Origin of the sequence: Nocardia flavorosea NBRC 108225, from assembly GCF_001613385.1 — a bacterium.
GTDB lineage: Bacteria > Actinomycetota > Actinomycetes > Mycobacteriales > Mycobacteriaceae > Nocardia > Nocardia flavorosea.
In genome coordinates this window covers 131,566-151,139 of sequence record NZ_BDCG01000015.1, presented here as the reverse complement: position 1 = coordinate 151,139, position 19,574 = coordinate 131,566, and the positions used below count along the sequence as shown (strand labels likewise).

At 66.3% G+C, this 19,574-nt stretch carries 16 protein-coding genes and 3 pseudogenes; 5 read left to right on the top strand and 14 right to left on the bottom strand.

Translation table 11 applies throughout. The features are described from left to right. Positions 1-20: 20 nt before the first annotated feature. Positions 21-431, bottom strand: a complete 411-nt coding sequence (locus NFL01S_RS18980; protein WP_062977133.1) for a hypothetical protein — start codon at positions 429-431, stop codon at positions 21-23. A 120-nt stretch (positions 432-551) separates the two neighbouring features. On the opposite strand from NFL01S_RS18980, the pseudogene NFL01S_RS18975 reads away from it, so the two are divergent. The 3 genes and pseudogenes from NFL01S_RS18975 to NFL01S_RS18965 form a co-directional block, all read left to right on the top strand. Then, positions 552-1,211: pseudogene (locus tag NFL01S_RS18975) on the top strand (acetamidase/formamidase family protein); the annotation flags it as partial. A gap of 73 nt (positions 1,212-1,284) precedes the next feature. Next, the gene (locus tag NFL01S_RS18970; RefSeq protein WP_062977131.1) at positions 1,285-2,151 is read left to right on the top strand and encodes an alpha/beta fold hydrolase; all 867 of its coding nucleotides are present in this window, start codon (positions 1,285-1,287) and stop codon (positions 2,149-2,151) included. Further along, complete coding sequence (locus NFL01S_RS18965; RefSeq protein ID WP_062977130.1) at positions 2,138-2,737, top strand: TetR/AcrR family transcriptional regulator; 600 nt, start codon at positions 2,138-2,140, stop codon at positions 2,735-2,737. Before NFL01S_RS18970 ends, NFL01S_RS18965 begins: the two co-directional genes overlap by 14 nt. 51 nt (positions 2,738-2,788) lie before the next feature. On the opposite strand, the pseudogene NFL01S_RS37660 reads toward NFL01S_RS18965, so the two are convergent. From NFL01S_RS37660 to rplN, 7 genes and pseudogenes are all read right to left on the bottom strand, one after another. Then, positions 2,789-3,121, bottom strand: a pseudogene (locus NFL01S_RS37660) (alpha/beta hydrolase); the annotation flags it as partial. Positions 3,122-3,890: 769 nt separating this feature from the next. Beyond that, a pseudogene (locus NFL01S_RS34600) lies at positions 3,891-4,061 on the bottom strand (type Z 30S ribosomal protein S14); the annotation flags it as partial. A gap of 79 nt (positions 4,062-4,140) precedes the next feature. Further along, the gene (locus tag NFL01S_RS18955) at positions 4,141-5,604 is read right to left on the bottom strand and encodes an AAA family ATPase (protein WP_245670782.1); all 1,464 of its coding nucleotides are present in this window, start codon (positions 5,602-5,604) and stop codon (positions 4,141-4,143) included. 182 nt (positions 5,605-5,786) lie between these two features. Further along, a complete protein-coding gene (locus tag NFL01S_RS18950) occupies positions 5,787-5,972 on the bottom strand; it encodes a type Z 30S ribosomal protein S14 (protein ID WP_014349101.1) in 186 nt (61 codons plus the stop codon). 3 nt (positions 5,973-5,975) lie between these two features. Further along, positions 5,976-6,539, bottom strand: coding sequence for a 50S ribosomal protein L5 (gene rplE, locus NFL01S_RS18945; RefSeq protein ID WP_062977126.1), 564 nt, complete (start codon positions 6,537-6,539; stop codon positions 5,976-5,978). 1 nt (position 6,540) lies between these two features. Further along, positions 6,541-6,858, bottom strand: a complete 318-nt coding sequence (rplX, locus tag NFL01S_RS18940) for a 50S ribosomal protein L24 (protein ID WP_033244256.1) — start codon at positions 6,856-6,858, stop codon at positions 6,541-6,543. Between the two features lies 1 nt (position 6,859). After that, on the bottom strand, positions 6,860-7,228 hold the full coding sequence (gene rplN, locus NFL01S_RS18935; protein WP_033244618.1) for a 50S ribosomal protein L14: 369 nt from the start codon (positions 7,226-7,228) through the stop codon (positions 6,860-6,862). 329 nt (positions 7,229-7,557) lie between these two features. On the opposite strand from rplN, the gene NFL01S_RS18930 reads away from it, so the two are divergent. Continuing rightward, a complete protein-coding gene (locus NFL01S_RS18930) occupies positions 7,558-9,573 on the top strand; it encodes a M13 family metallopeptidase (protein ID WP_062977124.1) in 2,016 nt (671 codons plus the stop codon). Between the two features lie 31 nt (positions 9,574-9,604). On the opposite strand, the gene NFL01S_RS18925 is transcribed toward NFL01S_RS18930, so the two are convergent. From NFL01S_RS18925 to NFL01S_RS18905, 6 genes are all read right to left on the bottom strand, one after another. Next, on the bottom strand, positions 9,605-10,048 hold the full coding sequence (locus tag NFL01S_RS18925; protein WP_062977122.1) for a hypothetical protein: 444 nt from the start codon (positions 10,046-10,048) through the stop codon (positions 9,605-9,607). 100 nt (positions 10,049-10,148) lie between these two features. After that, the gene (locus NFL01S_RS18920) at positions 10,149-14,702 is read right to left on the bottom strand and encodes a non-ribosomal peptide synthetase (RefSeq protein ID WP_062977120.1); all 4,554 of its coding nucleotides are present in this window, start codon (positions 14,700-14,702) and stop codon (positions 10,149-10,151) included. Positions 14,703-14,772: 70 nt separating this feature from the next. Continuing rightward, positions 14,773-15,714 (bottom strand): methionyl-tRNA formyltransferase, encoded by a 942-nt coding sequence (locus NFL01S_RS18915; RefSeq protein ID WP_062977118.1) that lies wholly within the window; start codon positions 15,712-15,714, stop codon positions 14,773-14,775. A 63-nt stretch (positions 15,715-15,777) separates the two neighbouring features. Then, the gene (locus NFL01S_RS18910; protein WP_062977116.1) at positions 15,778-17,070 is read right to left on the bottom strand and encodes a SidA/IucD/PvdA family monooxygenase; all 1,293 of its coding nucleotides are present in this window, start codon (positions 17,068-17,070) and stop codon (positions 15,778-15,780) included. 106 nt (positions 17,071-17,176) lie between these two features. Beyond that, the gene (locus NFL01S_RS35605; protein WP_157116697.1) at positions 17,177-17,332 is read right to left on the bottom strand and encodes a hypothetical protein; all 156 of its coding nucleotides are present in this window, start codon (positions 17,330-17,332) and stop codon (positions 17,177-17,179) included. A 377-nt stretch (positions 17,333-17,709) separates the two neighbouring features. After that, entirely contained in the window at positions 17,710-18,762 is a 1,053-nt protein-coding gene (locus NFL01S_RS18905) for an AMP-binding protein (RefSeq protein ID WP_062977113.1), read from the bottom strand. Positions 18,763-19,223: 461 nt separating this feature from the next. Between NFL01S_RS18905 and NFL01S_RS37010 the strand changes: the two genes are divergently transcribed. Continuing rightward, on the top strand, positions 19,224-19,547 hold the full coding sequence (locus NFL01S_RS37010; RefSeq protein WP_245670781.1) for an SIP domain-containing protein: 324 nt from the start codon (positions 19,224-19,226) through the stop codon (positions 19,545-19,547). Positions 19,548-19,574: the final 27 nt, after the last annotated feature.

Sequence of the window (19,574 nt, the reverse complement as noted above, 5' to 3'; positions counted from 1 at the left end):
CTACGCTCACCGACGGATTGTCAGCGCCGGCAAACGCAGAGGTGTAGCAACAACTCCGCGCCCACTGCCCCGATAGCGGTTCGCCGGGCAGCGCGGGGCCGGATATCCCACCGGCGGCAATAGACACCTGCGATCAGCAGTCCGGCGATCAACAGGGCCGGGTACCAGAGGTAACCCACCCGCGGGCGAACAGCCGGGGCGCGGACACAGTGATAAGGGCAGTGCACCGTCTCACTGCCCTTATCCGGAGACACCGCGATGGCGTAACCGATCGGTTCGTGCATTGCGACTACCGTGTGCACGAACGAAAGCTTCTCGGACGAGGCAGTTTCCGGGTTCGGGCCGTGCTGGATTCCGAAAGTCAGGACCACAAGGGCGAATACCAGAACGACAACGCGCGCCAGGTTCGGCGGCCGCCCGATATGCCTCACAGCCGCCGATACTAGAGGGCGGCTTCCATACCGGGACAACCGGGACATTTCCGGCACTGGGAACGATCCGGACCGCATCGCGACAGCTATCGGACAGCGATCGCGCCCGGACCCGGCGGCCCGCCCGACTACGGCAATATCTCCACCTTCACTGCCATCGAGGAAGGCCTGGGCGTTATGCCGTACGGCGACGCGCAAGTCCGCTTCCCGCTACGACCATTCATGCGCATGATGGGCGTGGCCTTCTCCCCCGATACCGATCCGGAAGCGGCCTCGGCCAATTCGATTCCCCCGACCCGCGGCGGCGGCAATATCGATATCCGCCTGCTGGGCGCTGGATCCGCCTTCTATCTGCCGGTTTTCGCCGAAGGCGCACTGTTCTATGTCGACGCCCCGCATAGGACCATGGGGGACGGCGAAGCCGCGCTCACCGCGATGGAGGGTTCGTTGCGCGGCACCTTCCGGCTCACCGTCTGCACACCGGGGTCCGGGGACGCACCGGAGGTCGCCTACACCTATCCGTTCGGGGAAACCGAGCAGGCCTGGATCCCGATCGGTCTCTCCGATCCGGACGGTTCGCTGGGCGGCCAGTCCGGCGATCTGGATATCGCCATGCGCCGGGCCGTCGTCAACGCCCTCGACTTCCGCGAGCAGGAGAAGGGCATGGACCGCGCCACCGCGTACGCCTACCTCTCGGCGGCGGCCGATTTCACCGTCTCCCAGGTCGTGGACCGCACGGTCGGCGTGCACGGGCAGATCTACAAATCCCACTTCGCGTGATCCCGGCAGATACCCATAGACATACATACCGAATGTATGTAACTATCGATGCGGAACCGACCTGGGAGGAAATATGTCGAACACCAATGAACTCGGTCGCACCGATATCGCCCACCTGCCCACCGCCACCATTCGGTACAGCGATACCGGCAGCGGGCCGCCGATCGTCTTCGTCCACGGACTACTCGTCAACTCGGGCCTGTGGCGGCATATCGTCGCGCCGGTCGCGGCGGCCGGTTACCGTTGCCTCGTCCCGGACTGGCCCCTCGGATCCCATTCGATCCCGGCGCCGGACGCCGACCTCACCCCCACCGGCGTCGCCGGCCTCATCGCCGATTTTCTGGACCATCTGGACCTGCACGATGTCACGATCGTCGCCAACGACACCGGTGGCGCACTCACTCAGGTACTGCTGGCCCACCGTCCGGAACGGATCGGCCGTGTCGTGCTCGCCGCGGTCGATTCCTACGAGAGCTTCCTGCCACAGCCCTTCACTCTGCTTCCCCTGCTGGCCCGGGTTCCGGGATCGGTCCGGCTCATGACCGAACTGCTGCGATTCCGGTTCCTGCAACGCCTGCCGATCGCACTGGGCTGGTTGAGCAAACGCCCGATCCCACCCGCCACCGTCGATTCCTACCTCCGGCCCAGCCGCGAATCGGCTGCTATCCGCGCCGATCTGCGCCGTTTCCTACAGCACGCGCGGCGCCGCTACACCCTTGATGCCGCTACCCGATTCGACTCCGTGAGGGTGCCGGTACTCGTCGTCTGGGCCCGCGAGGACCGGTTGTTCCCGGTTTCCTACGCCGAACGCCTCGTCCGCGACCTGCCCGACGCCACGCTCGAGCTGATCGGAGATTCCTACACGCTGATCCCGGAGGACCAGCCCGAGTTGCTCACCGGACGAATTCTGGAGTTCACTCGGCTGCATGCCACGCCGTAGCCAGGAGGATCGCTCCCGCACCACCCGCGCCGCGCTCGAACAAGCAGGTCGCCGCCTGTTCACCGAGCGCGGATTCGCGGGCACCTCCGCGGAGCAACTGGTGACCGACGCCGGTGTAACGCGCGGCGCGCTACACCATCACTACAGCGATAAGCGCGGCCTGTTCCTGGCGGTACTGGAACAGCTGGAAACCGAGATCACCACCGAAATCGAGAATGCGCTGCGCGCTGCCCCCGCCGAAGACATCCTCACCGCCATGGCCGCCGGCCTGAACACCTTCCTGGAGATCTGCCAGCGCCCGGAGATGATCCGCATCGCCCTGTTCGACGCCCCGGCGGTCCTCGGCTGGAAGGCATGGCGCGAACTCGAAGCCCGCCACGGCCTGGGCCTCATCACCGCCGAACTGGAACGCGCCCGCGATACCGGCCTGATCACCGCCACGGCCGTCCCCACCCTGGCGCAACTCATCCTGAGCGCCGTCTCCGAAGCCGGCCTGATCGTCGCCCATGCCGACGACAAGGACACCGCCCGCCGCCAGACCCAGGAATCCCTGCTCCTCCTCGTCAGCGGCCTGCTCCGCACCTGACCGAACGCCCCCGGCCCCCGCTCGGTGGTCCGAGGGGCCGGCGGACTCACCAGTGAGGACTCCCCCGTAGGAATGCCCGATAGTTGTAGTATTCGCGGACCTTCCCTCATGGGTTGCCCGCAGACCCTCGTGGTAGTCCCGCACTCGGGCCGCACCCTCTTGGGCCGGCTGGGCAAAGATCGATTGCATATAGGACTTCGGCTGGTCGTAAGCCCCCCAGAACCCCACCGCCGTTCTGGACTCGGGTGCGGTACGCAACGCCACTTCACGTAACTGATCCACAGCCGGTTTCGCGTATTCCAGTACTGTATTGTCGCGACCCGTCGGCAGTAACAGCACAGCCGCATTATCGGACAAGTCCGGATTGTCAGACCAAAAGGCCATCTTGCCGTTCTCGTCGATATACGATAGGTAGGTAGGCGGGCCATTCTTACTGTTCAGCATCTCCCTTATGCCACTGTAGGTATCGACGCGCGACTGATCACCGGAATTCTGAGCCTGCCGCAGGAGATCGTCCAGGTTGCGACGATTGTACAAGTCTCGATCCACCTGGGGAATCCCGTCCCGATTACCGACGAATGGATCCAAGCGAAATATCTCGTCCCGGTCGGATGCGGAAGTATTCTCCCAGAGTTCCCGGAGCTGCCGTGGCTCACCGGGCAATCCGATATCCGGACGCACCGGTGTCACCGGCGCCGGAATATTCCCGTGCCGCAAGAGGTCCCGCATTATCCGATTGGTATCCGCATCGGCCAATATGAAGTCGTGGTTTCCGCGCACTACCGCGGAATGGGCTCTGCGATACAGGGGCTCGGATATCCCCTCGCCCATGTCCTCGACAATTCGCTCGAGTCGCCGAGCGAGCATTCTGGCCTGGATTATCCCTCGACTGACGCCCATCCGGGATAAATCGAGGTCATCGCCTCCCGGCCCGAAGCCACCCATATGTCACCCCTGCCAATCGTCGTCGATGACGTACGAGTGCTACACGGCGGTACTCACTGCGGCAGATCCTGCACAGATCCGGCCGAGGAAGTCCCCGATACATCACACATCAGTGCATGACCTCACTGCAAGGAGCAACCTCGAAAGCACGAAAGGGACCCGAGCGACTGCTCGGGTCCCTTTCGAGGTGTGGGATCCCGGTCGGGCACTACCCGACCGGGATCAGCTCACCAGGAGCTCTGTGCACGCCCGGCAGCTCGCCGCGGTGCGCCATCTCACGCAAGCACACACGGCACAGACCGAACTTGCGGTACACCGCATGCGGCCGGCCGCAGCGCTGGCAGCGGGTGTAGGCGCGAACAGCGAACTTCGGCTTGCGATCGGGAGGGCTCTGACAGCAACCGAGCTCGGGCCGAGTCCATGTGGGGGCCCAGCCGTCGACATGCACCGGCCCCGGCCTACCCGTAAAGATCTCCGAGCCCGATCAGTAGCACTTCGCCCTCCTCCGCTGCAGTATGCAAGGCCGGCATGAACCCAGCCGCGCTGTAGCAGGCCAGTCGTGTATGGGTGGTGTCGAACTTCGCCGACAACAGGTGCCGGATCCGTCGCAGCCTCTCCAAATGCCCGATACCCATGACGTCGTTCCATTTCACTTCGCCGATGCACAGCAGCGCTTCGGTATCGTCGGCCCGCTCTCCGAACACCGCGATATCGACCTCGTGCGACACCCGTCGGTCAGCGTCGTTGACCACCCCGCTACCGACCCGGTTCACGTATCCACCGAAGAAACCCGCGGGGGCATAGTCGAAAGACCAGTCGCGGCAAACCTGCTCGAAATGTGGACCGAGCACGTTGCTCTCGAATCGGTGCTGCCGGCGTTCCCACAGACGCGCCGAGTCGCGCGCCCGTTCCCATTCGGCCCAATCCGGCCGCTGCACAGCCTGGTAGAAAGTGATGAGCGGTTCAGCCACGCGATGAAGCATCCGGTTGGCTCGGAAGACATCCGGTTCGCGGCGGAGCAGACCGCTGTCCTCGAGCACCGACAGTGGGTGTGAGATATCGCTGGATCTACGCCCGACGTAGGACGCGATCCCCCCGGTCGTCGAGTTACCGTGCGCTACCGCAGCCAGCACGGAGTGATAGAGGCCGGGATCGCGCATACCCGGCTCTTCGCTCAGCAGGTACCGCGCCTCCCGGAACAACGGACTGGCGGGATTGAGCACGGTACGCAATACCCACGGGTCGAAGTCGTCGAAGCCCGCGGGGCTGTCACCTTCCACGAACTCTCGTCGATATGCGGGCGTTCCGCCCACCACGGCGTGTACGCGCAGCGCAAGGCGCGGATCATTCAGCTCCCAGAAACTGGCGGCAAGCCGATAGTCCAGGGTGGGCACGATCAATTCCAGCCCGGCGCGCCCTCGCAACGGCGCCGTTCCGGCCGGTAAGGAACCCATGAACGACATCGCCGATCCGCACAGCAACAGCCGCGCCCGTGATCGTCGACGCTCGACGCGGCGCGGCGCAAGCGCGGACTGAATTATCGACGGCAGGCCGGGAGTCGCTTTCACCAGGTAGGGGAATTCGTCGATTACGACGGGCAGTTGCCGATCCTCCGCCAGCGCCAGCAGTCCATCGACTGCTTGCCGCCAATCGTCGAATGCGATCGGGAACCGCGCCCCGGCGAATTCACCGACAGCGGCCGCCAGATACCGCAACGATTCCGCCTCCGTGGCCTGATCGGCGGCGAAGTAGAAGCCGTCGGCTGCTTCACACAACGACTCCAAGAGGAAGGTCTTGCCCTGCCGGCGGCGCCCGGACACCACACCCAGCGTCGCATTCGGCTGGTTACTCGTGGCGAAGGCCGTCAATGCCGCCCACTCCCGATCGCGGTCGAACATATCGACCGGCTTTGCCAGCACCACCGAACCTCCTAATCAGAGGAAGTACACTTCCGCTAAGTGTACTTCCTCATATTCAGAGCGCGTAGCGGGGCGTTGCGAGGACAGTGCCCAGACCCTGGAAGCACGAAGAGGACCCGAGCCGCGGCTCGGGTCCTCTTCGGTGGTGTGGGATCCCGGTCGGGCACTACCCGACCGGGATCAGCTCACCAGGAGCTCTTGTGCACGCCCGGCAGCTCGCCGCGGTGCGCCATCTCACGCAAGCACACACGGCACAGACCGAACTTGCGGTACACCGCATGCGGCCGGCCGCAGCGCTGGCAGCGCGTGTAGGCGCGAACAGCGAACTTCGGCTTGCGGTTGGCCTTGTTGACCAGTGCTTTCTTGGCCATGTCTCAGTTCTCCTTGAACGGGAAGCCGAGGTGCTTCAGCAGGGCACGGCCTTCTTCGTTGTTGGTCGCGGTGGTAACAACGGTGATGTCCATACCGCGCGGACGATCGATCTTGTCCACATCGATCTCATGGAACATCGACTGCTCGCTCAGACCGAACGTGTAGTTGCCGTTGCCGTCGAACTGCTTGGGCGACAGACCGCGGAAGTCGCGGATACGGGGCAGCGCGATCGAGACCAGGCGGTCCAGGAACTCCCACATCCGGTCGCCGCGCAGGGTGACCTTCGCGCCGATCGGCATACCCTCACGCAGTTTGAACTGCGCGATGGACTTGGTGGCCTTGCGGATCTGCGGCTTCTGGCCGGTGATGAGGGCCAGATCCTCGATCGCGCCGTTGATCAGCTTGGCGTCGCGGGCGGCGTCGCCGACACCCATGTTCACGACGACCTTGACCACGCCCGGGATCTGCATGACGTTGGCGTACTCGAACTCGCCGTTCAGCGCATCCTTGATTTCCTCGCGGTAGCGCACCTTCAGCCGCGGCTGGATCTTCTCAGTGGTGGTCATATCAGATGTCCTTCCCGTTCTTACGGGAGATCCGAACCCGCTTGCCGGTTTCTTCGTCGGTGCGGTAGCCGATCCGGGTCGGATTACCGTCGGAGTCGACGACCATCACGTTGGACACGTGGATGGGCGCCTCCTGGGTAACGATGCCGCCCGACGACGCGCCGCGCAGGTTCGCGGAGTTCGCGACATGCTTCTTGATCCGGTTCACGCCCTCGACCAGGATCCGGTTCTGCTGCGGGAAGGCCTGGATGACCTTGCCCTTGGCGCCCTTGTCCTTGCCCGAGACGACGAGCACGGTATCGCCCTTGTGCACCTTCATGTCAGAGCACCTCCGGGGCCAGCGAAACGATCTTCATGAACTTCTTGTCGCGCAGCTCGCGGCCGACCGGGCCGAAGATGCGGGTGCCGCGCGGGTCGTTGTCCGGCTTGATGAGCACGGCGGCATTCTCGTCGAAACGGATGTAGGAACCATCCGGACGGCGCCGTTCCTTGGTGGTGCGCACCACGACGGCTTTCACGACGTCACCCCGTTTGACGTTGCCGCCGGGGATCGCGTCTTTCACAGTGGCGACGATGACATCGCCGATACCGGCATAGCGGCGCGACGAACCACCGAGAACGCGGATGCAGAGAATCTCCTTGGCACCCGTGTTGTCGGCGACGCGCAGCCGCGACTCCTGCTGAATCACTTCAGCCTCCTAGACCTGGACGTAAAGCACGCCGGATTGCCGACCCGACGGGCATGGTCTGTTACCACCCGAACGCACGCCTACCAGCGGTTTCATCTGATCTATGCGATCAACCACCGGGGGTTCGCGGCCGAATCGCGGGCTCAGGGCCCGCAGGCAACCGGTCAAGGATAGCGAACCCGCAGCTCGGAGAAAAATCGGGGTGGGGCGCGGCGTCCGGCGCGACGCCGCCGAAACCCGCCGGTAGCCTCATGATGCCGGTTCGCCTAGCGAGGTGCGGGTCCCGCATCGGGGAGAGAGTTCTGTTGAAGTCTTCGGATCGTCGGGCGGTGCTCGATCGCCGTTCGTTCCTGGTGGCCCTGGGGCTGGTGCCCGCGGCCGCGTGGCTGACCTCCTGTTCCGAGGACGAGCCGGTGCGGCTGGTCAGCGTGGACATGGACGGCTCGGACCCGGCGGTGCGCCCGCAGGACGATCTGTACCGGCACGTGAACGGCAAATGGCTGCGTGAGTATCAGCTGCCGCCGGACAAGACCTCCTACGGTGCGTTCAGCGAGGCCGCGGAGCGCACCCAGGCGCAGCTGCGGGAGATCGTCGAGAGCATCAGCGATCCGGAGCCGGGTAGCGAAGCCCAGCAGATCCGCGATCTGTACGACGCCCGGATGAACCTCGACGAAATCGAACAGCTCGGGTTGACGCCGCTGGATTCGATGTTCGACGAGATCGACGCCGCGAAGGACAAGCCGGCTCTCGCGGAGGTGATGGGGCGGCTGCCGATCGGCGGACTGATCGGTATCGGGGTGAGCATCGACCGGAAGAATTCCTCCGCCTATATCGCCTCGATCGGCCAGTCCGGAATCGGCCTGGACGAGCAGTACTATCGGGATCCGCAGTTCGCCGAGGAGCTCGCCGGTTACCGGACCTATCTGGAACGCCTCGCCAAGGGCGCGGGCCTCCCCGATCCTGCGGCGATCGCCGCCCGGCAGGTCGATCTGGAGACCCGGATCGCCGCCGCCCACTGGGACAATGTGCGCAATCGCGATACCGAGGCCACCTACAACCTGATGTCCTGGGCGGAAGCCACCGGGCTGGCGCCGGAGTACGACTGGGAGCCCTGGCTGGCGGGAATCACCGACCGCCCCCGCGACCTGTTCGCGAAACTGGTGGTGAATCAACCGTCCTTCGTCACCGAGGCCGGCAAGATCTGGGCCGCCACCGATATCGCGGTGTGGCGCGAATACCTCAAACTGTCGGTTCTGCAGACCTACGCGCGGTTCCTGCCCAAGGAACTGTCGGACGCCAATTTCGATTTCAACGGCCGGCTCATGTCCGGTCTGCAGCAGCGGCCCGAGTTGTGGAAATCCGCGATCGGCACGGTGAACGGCAATCTCGGCGAACAGCTCGGCAAGCTGTATGTGGAGAAATACTTCCCGCCGGAGGCCAAGGAGCGGGTGCAGGTCATGGTCGACGACCTGACGGCCGCCTACCGGGAGAATTTCACGAATTCGACCTGGATGTCACCGGAGACGCGGCAGGCCTCGATCGAGAAATTGGACAAGATCGGCCTCAAACTCGGCTACCCCGACAAGTGGGTGGACTATTCGAAGTTGACGGTCACCCGCGGGAAATTGATCGAATCCCTGCGTGCCATCAATGATTTCGAGGTGAAGCGGGCGTTCGATCGACTCGGGGAACCGGTGGACAAAACCGAATGGAGTGCTTCACCGCAGACGGTGAACGCCTACTACTCCCCCACCGCGAACGAGATCGTCTTCCCCGCCGCGTTCCTGCAGCCGCCGTTCTTCGACAAGGACGCTGTACCCGCCGTCAATTACGGCGGCGTGGGCGCGGTGATCGGGCACGAGATCGGGCACGGCTTCGACGATCAGGGGTCGAAGTTCGACGGTGACGGTAATCAGCGGGATTGGTGGACACCGGCCGATCGCGCCGCCTTCGACGCCAAGTCGAAACAACTCGTCGACCAGTACAACGCGCTGGTGCCGGAGGGGCTCGCGCCGGACCAGCATGTCAACGGCGAACTGACCGTCGGTGAGAACCTCGCCGATCTGCGTGGTCTGCAGATCGCGTTGACCGCCTTCCGGATGGCCGAGGAGCGGGCGGGGGTATCGCCGCCCGACTTCCACACCATGTTCCTGTCGTATGCCCGGATCTGGCGTTCGAAGTCGACACCGGAGTACGTCGAGCGGTTGCTCCACGGGGATACGCATGCCCCCGACGAGTTCCGCGTGAACCAGGTGGTGCGCAATATCGCCGAGTTCTACCGGACCTTCGGCGTGGTCGAAGCCGACGCCCTGTTCCTACCCGAGGATCAGCGGGTCGAGCTGTGAGCTCTGGGCGGGGAGCGATCGCGCTCCCCGCTCAGGGGACGAAGATCTCCGCATGACCGGCCGAATGCGGCAGGTTCGAGGCGACCTCGACGGCGACCCGGCCTCGCCCGGTGGAGATATTCCACGCCCGGCAGTCGAAGACATCGCAGCCGATCCAGCCGACGACCTCGTCGGACCGCTCTTCACCGGTGGCCCCGGTATCGAGGTTGCGCCAGCGCAGGATCAGCTCGAATGAGCACGCCCCCGAGAAGGGGGCTACCCCGATCGAGCTCGACACCGACGGCATCGAGACGCCCATAACCCCCGGTTCGCTACCGGAGTGGGCGGTTATCGCCAGCTCTCCGACGCATAATCCGCTGGTCAGCGTCCGTAGCGGTGTGGTTTGCACCGATTCCGCATTCGCCGGCGCCGCCGGGCCGAGCCATCCGGTCAGAACGGCGCCGATCACCCACAGTGGCACGGTGATTCGACGCATAGCCGCAGGCTACTCCCGGGGGCCGGGGACAGGCAGCCCCGAGAAGTACCGGCACGGTCGTCCGCGCGCCGGGATCACACCGCGGTGGCGGTGCCCCCGGTCAGGACCCGGACGGTCGCAGGGCAAGTCCACCGTCCGCCGTCCACAATGCACGCGTCGCGTCGAGCGAGACTGCCTCGGATACCGGAATATCGGGCGATTCGACGAAGGTCGTGAGCAGCTCTTCGAGGTACCGCGCAAGCTGTTCGGTGGTCTGCTGGTCGTGCCGCGCAGCGTCGGCGCGCAGCGTGACGTGCAGCCCCCCGTCGCCCGCGGAACCGAACGCGAAAACGAGCCGGTGCGCGATACCGGGCGAGGAGTCGGTGATCCGGGCGGCTACCTCGTCACCCAGCCAGATCTGCTGTGGCGGGCAGAGTTCGCCGAAATCCACGACGGCCCGGCACAAGTCGTACGGTGAACGTCCCGGGCATACGGCCGGTGCGATGGCGTCGATCAGCATGTCGTGGCCGCCGTACACCCCGAACGCGGTACCGCGCGCCCGGTCCAGAACGGTTCGCAGGGCCGGGTCGCCCGACAGGTCGTGGCGCAGCACCACGGCCGCCGACAGCGGCCCGACCATTTCGGATACGGCGCTGTCGGCCCGCCCGGACAGCGGCGCCCCGAGCGCGATATCGACCCCCGCCCCGAGCGCGTGCAGCAGAGCGGCGACCACCGCCTGGTAGAGCATGTATTCGGAGGCACCGACCGTCTCGGCGTGGGCACGCAACCGGCGGCGCAGTGCACTGGACACCGTGAATGTCGCCGACCGCGCGGGCTCGGTGGCCTGCCCGCTCTCTGTCCCGGCCGACGGTCCGGGTAACTCGCGCAGCCCCGCCCGCAACTGCTCCAGCTGCGGCCCCGCCGATTCGACGACATTCGACTGCCACAGGGCGTAGTCGGCGTAATCGACGGCCGGCCCCGGCCATCGGGGCGCCGTACCTTGTGCCGCGCGGCTCCGGTATGCCGTGGCCAGATCGTCGAGCACGATCCGCAGCGACCATTCGTCGGCCACGAACCGGTCGGCCGTCAGCTCCAGCACATACCGGTCCGCACCGGTAACGCGGAGCCGGAAGTGCAGCAGTGGCCCCGCCGCGCGATCGCACCGGACCGCCGACCGCCCTTCCTCGGCGATCTCGAACACCGCAGTATCGGGATACGGGCCCGCGCGAACCGCTTGATACCACTCGTCGTCCACGACCGCGGGGACCGTCCGCAGGATCTCGTACCGTTCGAATACATCGTGGACGGCGGCCATGAGCGCATCCCGGTCCAGCCGGCCGTCCACATCGGCCATCAGCTCGACCGGCCCGATATCGGCACCGCCGAGAACGGCCCGCTGGTTGTAGGACAGCGGGATACGTTCGGGCCGTGGCCGGCGATCCAGTTCGGGCCGGCCCGTCGCGGTGACCGGTGTCGCGTCGACGAGCGCCGCCAGCCCCGCGACCGTCGGAGTGTCGAACGGCGCGCGCACATCGATCTCGACGCCGAATTCCTCTCGGATCAGCAGTATCAGCCGGTTCGCCAGCAGCGAATGCCCACCGAGTTCGAACAACGAATCGTCGGCGCCGATATCCGCGCAACCGAAGAGCGCGCCGAACAACCCGGCCAGCCGGACCTCGGTGGGGGAACTCGGCGGACGTCGCTGTCCGGTTCCGAACCGGCGCGGCTCGGGTAGTGCCCGCTTGTCGAGCTTGCCGTGTTCGGTGAGCGGGATTTCCGCGAGCACCGCCCATGCGGTGGGCAGCATGTAGTCCGGTAGCGATTTCGCCGCGAACGCACGGACTTCGGCCACGTCCAGGTCGCCCGCGGCGGGAACCAGATAGGCGGCCAGCGCCGTTCCGGTGACCGGCTCCGGGAACGCGACCACCGCACAGGCCCCGACCCCGGGATGCGCGGACAGCGCCGCCTGCACCTCACCGGATTCGATCCGGTGCCCGCGAACTTTGACCTGTTCGTCGGCGCGGCCGGCGAATTCGATCTCTCCGCGACTGTTGCGCCGCGCCAGATCACCGGTCCGGTAAAGCCGCTGCCCGGGCAGGAAAGGATCGGCGACGAACCGCTCGGCGGTCAGGCCGGGACGATGCAGATAACCGCGGGCCAGCTGGGCACCACCGAGGTAGATTTCGCCGAGCACACCGCCGGGAACCAGTTGTAGGCGGTTGTCCAGCACGTAGACATACACATTCCGGTTGGGCACCCCGACGGGGACCATCCCCGTGCCCTGTGGCCCGCGCACAGTCAGATGGGTGGCCGATACGACGGCCTCGGTCGGGCCGTAGTGGTTGCGAAGTTCCGCGTCGAAAACCCCGGCGAAGCGATCGGCCACCTCCCCGAGCAGTGCCTCGCCACCCACCGGGACCCGCCGCAGCGCACGCCATTCGGTCACCTCCGGCAGCAGCAGGAAAGTACTCAGCAGCGAGGGCACCATATGCAGCACGGTCACCCCGTAGCGGCCGATGAGTTCCGAGATATACGGAATATCGCGCAAGGCATCGGGTTTCGGGATCACCAGGCAGGCACCGAGAGAGAGCGTGACGAAGATATCGAGCAGGGAGGCATCGAAACTGACCGACGACGACTGCAGCAGCCGATCCTGTGCCGTCATATCCCATTCGGCGCCGAAACCACGCAGGTGGTCGGCGATCGCCGCATGGGCGACACCGACCCCCTTAGGTGTCCCCGTGGAACCGGATGTGTAGATGACGTAGGCCAGGTTGCCGGGTCGCAGTGGCCGCACCCGTTCGCTATCGGAGAGGTCGTGGCCGGGCAGATCGGCCGCACTCGCCTCGGCGGCCGCCAGTTCGGCGCGGCCGAGCACCAGCCGCGGCCGCGCATCCCTGTCCAGGAAGTCGATCCGCTGATCCGGGTAGGACGGATCGATCGGCAGGTAGGCAGCGCCCGCCTTCAACACCCCCAGCACCGCCACCACGAACTCGGCGGAATTCGCAATCCGCACGCCGACGAGATCCTCGGTGCCGATCCCGTGCGCGACGAGTCCGCGGGCCAGCCTGTTCGCCCGGCTGTTGAGTTCGCGGTAGCTCAGTTCCAGATCCGCGCCGCCCGCTGCTGCGGGTGCCACCACGGCGGTGGCATCCCCCGCGGCGGCAACGCGCTGTTCCACCAGCGCGACGAGCGTCGCCGGGGCCTCGGGCACCAGCTCACCGTGCGATCGCGCGAGCAGCGCCGCCCGGTCGCGATCACCGAACAGGTCGAGTTCGCCGAGCCGGGCGGCGGGGTCGCGCAGCGCGCTGTCCAGCAGTTGGACATAGTGAGCGAGTAGTTGCTCGACCAGCGCCCGATCCAGTTGCCCCGGCCGGTGATCGGCAACCAGCCGCGGCCGATCCCGATCGAGGACCACCGTGATCCGCAGCGGCACCCGCGCATCCGGTGACCCGGCCTTCTCCAGGGTCGCGCGCACCCCGGCCAGTTCCGGCACGGCGTGCGGCTCCCGTACAGCGAACCCGATCCGCGCCAGCTGTTCCAGCCCGTCCCGCGCGCCCGTGCGGTCCGGGTTGACCGCGTGGACCACCTCGTCGATGCCGATATGGCGATGCGCGTGGCCATCGGCCACCGTGCCGGCGAGGCCGGTGTGGAATTCGGCGAAGCTCTGTACGGGCCGTGGGGTCGCACGGATCAGTACGGTGTTGCCGAAATAGCCGATCATCCCGGCCGCTCGCGGTCCGCGGGTATCGGCGGGCAGGGCCACCAGGAAATCGACGGCGCCGGTATAGCGATGGACGAGTGCGGCGAAACCCGCGAGCAGCACGGTGGTTTCGCTGGTCCCCGGCTCGGTGGCGGCCTTGCGGACCTGGTCGAGTATGTAGACCGGCAGCGGTCGCGACGTAGTGTCGATCGTTGCCGGCCCGACCTCGCGCGGCACCGGCCGACCGGGTAGCTCCAGTGCCTCGGGCAGCGGAGTCAGGGCTTGCCGCCAGTACTCCGGACCGTCGGGCGGCGCAGTTTCGCGGGCGGGGCGTCCCGCGTGCGGCACACGGGCCGACGGGATCGCCCCATCGCCCCCGGCCGCCTCGACGGACTGTTCGACGAACCGTACCGGTTGTGCCGCACGGGCTGTGCCGTTGTATGCGGCAGATAGGTCGGCGGCGAATACGGAGGCCGATTCGTCGTCCCATGCGATCGTATGCACCACCAGCACCAGCAGATATTCGCTCGCGGCGAGGCGGATCAGCGTCACCCGCAGTGGTGTTTCCGCGGCCGGATCGAAGGGCCGCGCCAGCGCCCGCCTGGTGAACACCTCGGCCCGGCGGCGGGCGGGTTCGGCTGCCAGATCGGTTAAATCGTGTTCCTGCCATGGCAAAGGCAGGTCTGTGCGTACCTGTTGATACGGTTCGCCGTTCGAGTCCAGTCCGTAGGTGGTACGCAGTATCTCGTGCCGATCGACGACGGACCGGACGGCGGCGCACAGCCGTTCGCTGTCGAGCGTGCCGTGCAACCGGTAGACGACGGGCAGGTTGAGCGCGGTGTCACCGGGGTCACGGGTCTGCAGGAACCAGGCGCGCCGCTGGCCGGAAGAGAGCGGGTACCGGTTCGGCAGGGTCCGGTCACCTTCGTCCGGCCGGGCCGCGCGGTTCGCGTCGTTGGCGATGATCGACATGATTTTCTCCGGCCCTGTACTCGTTCGAACGTCGGCTCCGGCCGGTGCACCCGCACCGGCCGGGCGGACGCTATTCCGGCCTATCGGTCAGATATCCGCCGCGCCGGAAGAATTCGGCACCGCTGTACTCGGTACCGCCGGCCGAACGGACTCGGGTGATCAGCAGGCCGTGGTTGTCACCGCGGTAGGCGTCCGGACCGCACACCACGACTCCGCCGTTCTCCTGCACGATGACCCGGCCCGGGGTGCCGCCGTAGCGGGCCGCCGACACACTGGATTCCAGAATCTCGATCCGCTCACCGCGGTAGTGACTGAATGCGCGGGGGTAGGGCGCCGACAGTGCCCGCACGAAACGTTCCAGATCCGCGGCCTGCCAGTTCCAGTCCATCCGGCTGTCGCGGTCGGAACGCTTGTGGAAATAGGTGCGGGCAGCTTTGTCCTGCGGGCGCCACTGCGCGGTACCGGAGGCGAGCGCTTCCAGCGCTTCGTGCACCGCGCCGGGAATGAGTTCCATACCGGCGAGGACCAACTCGGTTCCGGTGGCGTCGGGACCGATGGGCAGCGAATGCTGCACCAGGATGTCACCGGTGTCGAGCTGTTCGTCCATCCGGTGCACCGTGAGGCCGAATTCGTCGGCTCCGCTGATCAGGGCCCACAGCACCGGCGAGAAACCGGTGAATTTCGGCAGCAGCGAATCGTGCAGGTTCAGGGTGCCGTGGGTGGGCATGGTGTACAGCTCCGGCGGCATCCAAGTGTACCAGCTGTTCACCACGATCACATCGGGTTCGGCGCGTTTCACCAGGTCGATCGTCTCGGTATCGGCCCGTTCGGTGAGATGGACCGGTATACCGTGTTCGCGGGCCAGTTCCTCCACCGAATCCGACCAGATCCCCTTGTAGGAATCCTCGCTGGCGGGGTGGGTGACCGCGAGCACCACCTCGTGCTCGGAATCGATCAGCGCCTGCAGAGTCTTTCGGCCCCAGGTCTGGAACCCGAACGACACGATACGCATCAACGAACCTCATCTATATGTTGCTGGACAAAAGTAAGGCAAGCCTAGCCTAGGGCTGGTCCGTCAGTGCGCTGGGACGTGTTCCAGCAGCTCCGAACGCACCGCCGCGCCCGCGGGTGCCGGTGCACTCGCCAAGATCCGGTCGGAAAGTTCGCCCAGGCAACTGAGATTCGGGAAACCCGGCCCCTGCGCGAGACCGGCCATATTCGGCAGGTACAACTTCGCGGGCAAGCCCTCGACCGCCAGATCGAACCCCATCACCGCCTCGATCCGGGCCTGCGTGACGGGGCCACCCACCGCCAGTTCGAACAGATCCGCGACCTCGTCGTCGAACAGGTCCAGGAACCACAGCGGCTGACCGCCGATCGCGTCGACCACCAGATCGAAGGCGTGCGTCTGGTCGGGCCGGGATTCGTTACGCAGGGTCAGCGCCACCCCGCCCCCCTGATCCGCCACCCGGACCACCCGTCCTTGCAGATGATGAACCCGGTTATCCGCGAGCAGCGTCTCCTGCACCCGCACCGAGAACACACCCCGATCGGTCCGCCGCACCACATCCCGGCGTTCGGCGACGCTCAGCGCCCGCCATTTGGCAGGATCGCTGAACAGCGAGTTCTCGAAATAGCTTTCACCGCGCGTGTAGATGGTGGCCGCGGGCGAGATCACCGACACCGTCAGCACATCATGGCGAACCAGCTCGTCCATGGCCGAGCCCGCCGTCTCGCCCCCACCGATCACCGCGGCCCGGGAGGACGGCGGTAGTTTCCGCCGGCCGGCCAGATCCCAGAAGTCGGCGATGCTCAACAGCTTCGGATGCTCGGCCAGCGCTCGCCTGCTGTCGCCCGGACCGGTGACCATCAACCGCTGCGCGTCGATCTCGGCCGTTTCTCCGTCCGCCCCTTCCACGGTGACCCGCCAGCCGGCCTCCTCGGCACGTATGGTGCGCACCCGGCCGCGCACCACTTCCACTCCGGACTTACGTGCCACCCACTGCAGGTATTTCGCCCACAAGTTGTGTTCCGGACTCGGCCGCCCGCGGTCCACCCATTCCGCGTAGGTGCCGCGATCGACCAGGAAGGCCGTCCAGCCGAAGGCCATCATGGCCTGGTTGACGGCATGATTGTGGCCGCGCGCCCAGGTCGAGTGATATGGGAAGCCGATATCTTTTTCCGGGCTGGTCCCCAGCCGGTGCCGGCCGTCGGTCCACCCGCCGGCCGCCAGCCAATTCCCGCCTACCGCATTGGGTTCCACCACAGTGACCTGCGGCGCGGGCAGACCCAGTTCGCGCAGCACATACGCCTTGGCGGCAACCGCCATGGCCTTGGGCCCCGCACCGACCACCAGAAGTCTGTCCACTGGTTCTCCCACTTTCCCGACAGCCCGATGGCGTCGCGCCTCGTTGTACACGGTGGCGCCTGTCGCGCAGGACAGCCCGAACCACCCGAGTTCGCATAGGCTTACCTTACATGAGGTTGGTTCGCGAAACCTCCGGTCCGATCGGAAAATAGGCCATCAGCACCGCCGAACAGCCTGCGAACAGCGCGAATACCTGCGCCGGCAGCCGGAAATCGAGGCCCGCCCCCGCAGCCGCCCCATCCACCCGCATACCGTGAGCCATCTGCCGAGACCGGGCCGGGCTGCCGAGACTGGTCCGAATACAGCACACCCGGTCGCCCCGGCAGCGATCACGGGGCTCCGACGGAGCTCGAACGGCACCCGAGAGCCGCAGGCCTTTGACAAAACGATCCCGACATGTCCACACCCCGGGGGTACGGCAGCACACCGAGGCCTTTCCCCGGAGTCCGGGGCGATGATTCGACCGTCGCGGCGATACGGCGAGACACCGCCGGGCCGCTCATCTTCGGTTCCGAGTGAGGCCGGAAAGCGCAACACGAGAACGGTCCGCCCCACTCCATGGTCGGCGGCATCCGACCAGTGGAGAATCATCCCCGCGGTGCAGACAACCGCATTCGAGCCGATTCGCGCAGCCGGTACTCAGGATTCGATGATCAACCGGCCCTCAGAGGTCCACCAACCCCGGTGACCCGTCCGGAACAGACGCGCGCCGGGTTCGTAGGGATCACCGACGAACCGCTCACGTTCGAGGCCGCCGGCGAACTCGGCGCCCAGCGCGCGGCCGCCGACGTGGACATCACCGACGACACCCGGCGGGACCAACCGGCCTTCGTCCAGCAGCAGTACTTTCGCGCCGGGGACCGGACGGGTCCACGCGGTCGCCGCCAGCGGCCCGCGCGCAACCGCACCCAAGTAGGCCGCGGCGTGATAGGCGATGGTTGCCACCGCATCCGGCGACAACCGGCGCACCGCTTCCGGCAGTGCGCAACCGCCCGTGGTGCCGACCAGATCCCAGCGCGCGACGGTCGGCAACCGGTCCAGCCCACGTTCGGCAAGACGGATCGGCAGTTCGGCCTCGGCGACGATCTGCGATACCGCGTGGCTCTCGATCAGCGCGGCCAGCGCGGCCGGGTCACGGCGCTGTGCCTCCGTCGGTACCACGACGGTCGCACCCGAAGACCAGGCCGCCAAGAGATCGGCAGTGTTCTGTGGATCACCCCACGGCAGCGCCAGCAACCGGACATCGGCGGGCCGCATCGCGGGATCCACCCGGCGCAGCCGGCGGTCGGCGGCGACACCGCGACGGTCGGCGACGGCCACGGCGAGCGCATCGGCGCCGAGCAGCAGGCCGGAGCAACCGAAACGGCCCACACCGACCCGGGAGGCGGTGACGAATTCGGCGAGCAGCGCGGCGAATCCGGTAGGCGTGGGCAGCGCGGACGAACCACGCACCCCCTCGATCCCGTCGCGCCGGCCGAACAGCTCGCCGTAGGTCACCACATCGCCGCCGCAGCGGGCCGCGACGCGCGTACCGGGCACCATATGACCGTGCCGGATCACGGTGACCAGCGGAGACAGGTCGTACGGTTCGACACCGGTGGCCCATTCACCGAGGATGCGTTCCCGTTCACCGGCTGTCGGGCTCGCGACAACGAGCGAATCGATCCCCCGGATATCGTCGACGACGGTCATCAGTCACCTCCTGGCGCGGGCAGCGCTCGGGTACCGATCACCACTGGATCGCTCACCACCGCTCCCGCTTCACTGCTCGGCACGGTCACCACCGAACCCTGACACCATATTGCGCTTAGGCTTACCTTACATTGCGAGAGTGGGATTCTCCATATCGACATCTCGCATTTTCACATCACGATTCGCTTAGGCTAAGCTAACATCCCCACTCGCGTCACGCGAACAGGATCCACGAGGTACACGGAAGCAGCCGGGCCGGCGGAGCCGGGCAACCGACAAACTGCACCACCGCGGGTACCCCGATCGACCAAGACCCCGGGAACGACCATTTCTACATCGAATTCGCCGTCCACAACGGCCCGGCCGGCGCATGGGCGGAGCGGGCGCAGGTCGGTGCGATCATCGAAACCTCCGTACTGGGCTCGAACTTCGAACTACCGGCCGTCCCCCCTGGCGAATACGTGGCCTTCGGTGACACCGCCTCACTACCCGCCGTGAACACCCTGCTCGAAGCGATCGGCGACACCCCGGCACAGGTGTGGCTGGAATGGCAGCACGAATCGGACCCCACCCTGCCCGTACGCAACAAACCGCACCATACGGTGACCTGGCTCCAGCGCATCGACGATGGGCGCCTTATCCGCGAGGCAGCCGAAGGGCTCACGGTCGCCCAGGATGCGTTCGCCTGGGTGGCCTGCGATACCGCCAGCACCCGCGCAGTAGTGAAAACCCTGCGCGTCACACTGCCGAAAAACCGGATCAAAGCCCAGGGCTACTGGAAGTAACCGGCCGGTCCGCGCAGCGACCGCCCA

What these genes read in the sequence shown, in the direction of transcription:
- NFL01S_RS18970 (WP_062977131.1), top strand. Translation starts at nt 1,285, where the DNA reads ATGTCGAACACCAATGAACTCGGTCGCACCGATATCGCCCACCTGCCC.
- NFL01S_RS18965 (WP_062977130.1), top strand. Translation starts at nt 2,138, where the DNA reads ATGCCACGCCGTAGCCAGGAGGATCGCTCCCGCACCACCCGCGCCGCG.
- NFL01S_RS18950 (WP_014349101.1), bottom strand. Translation starts at nt 5,972, where the DNA reads ATGGCCAAGAAAGCACTGGTCAACAAGGCCAACCGCAAGCCGAAGTTC.
- rplE (WP_062977126.1), bottom strand. Translation starts at nt 6,539, where the DNA reads ATGACCACCACTGAGAAGATCCAGCCGCGGCTGAAGGTGCGCTACCGC.
- rplX (WP_033244256.1), bottom strand. Translation starts at nt 6,858, where the DNA reads ATGAAGGTGCACAAGGGCGATACCGTGCTCGTCGTCTCGGGCAAGGAC.
- NFL01S_RS18925 (WP_062977122.1), bottom strand. Translation starts at nt 10,048, where the DNA reads ATGCGTCGAATCACCGTGCCACTGTGGGTGATCGGCGCCGTTCTGACC.
- NFL01S_RS18920 (WP_062977120.1), bottom strand. Translation starts at nt 14,702, where the DNA reads ATGTCGATCATCGCCAACGACGCGAACCGCGCGGCCCGGCCGGACGAA.
- NFL01S_RS18915 (WP_062977118.1), bottom strand. Translation starts at nt 15,714, where the DNA reads ATGCGTATCGTGTCGTTCGGGTTCCAGACCTGGGGCCGAAAGACTCTG.
- NFL01S_RS35605 (WP_157116697.1), bottom strand. Translation starts at nt 17,332, where the DNA reads ATGGCTCACGGTATGCGGGTGGATGGGGCGGCTGCGGGGGCGGGCCTC.
- NFL01S_RS18905 (WP_062977113.1), bottom strand. Translation starts at nt 18,762, where the DNA reads ATGACCGTCGTCGACGATATCCGGGGGATCGATTCGCTCGTTGTCGCG.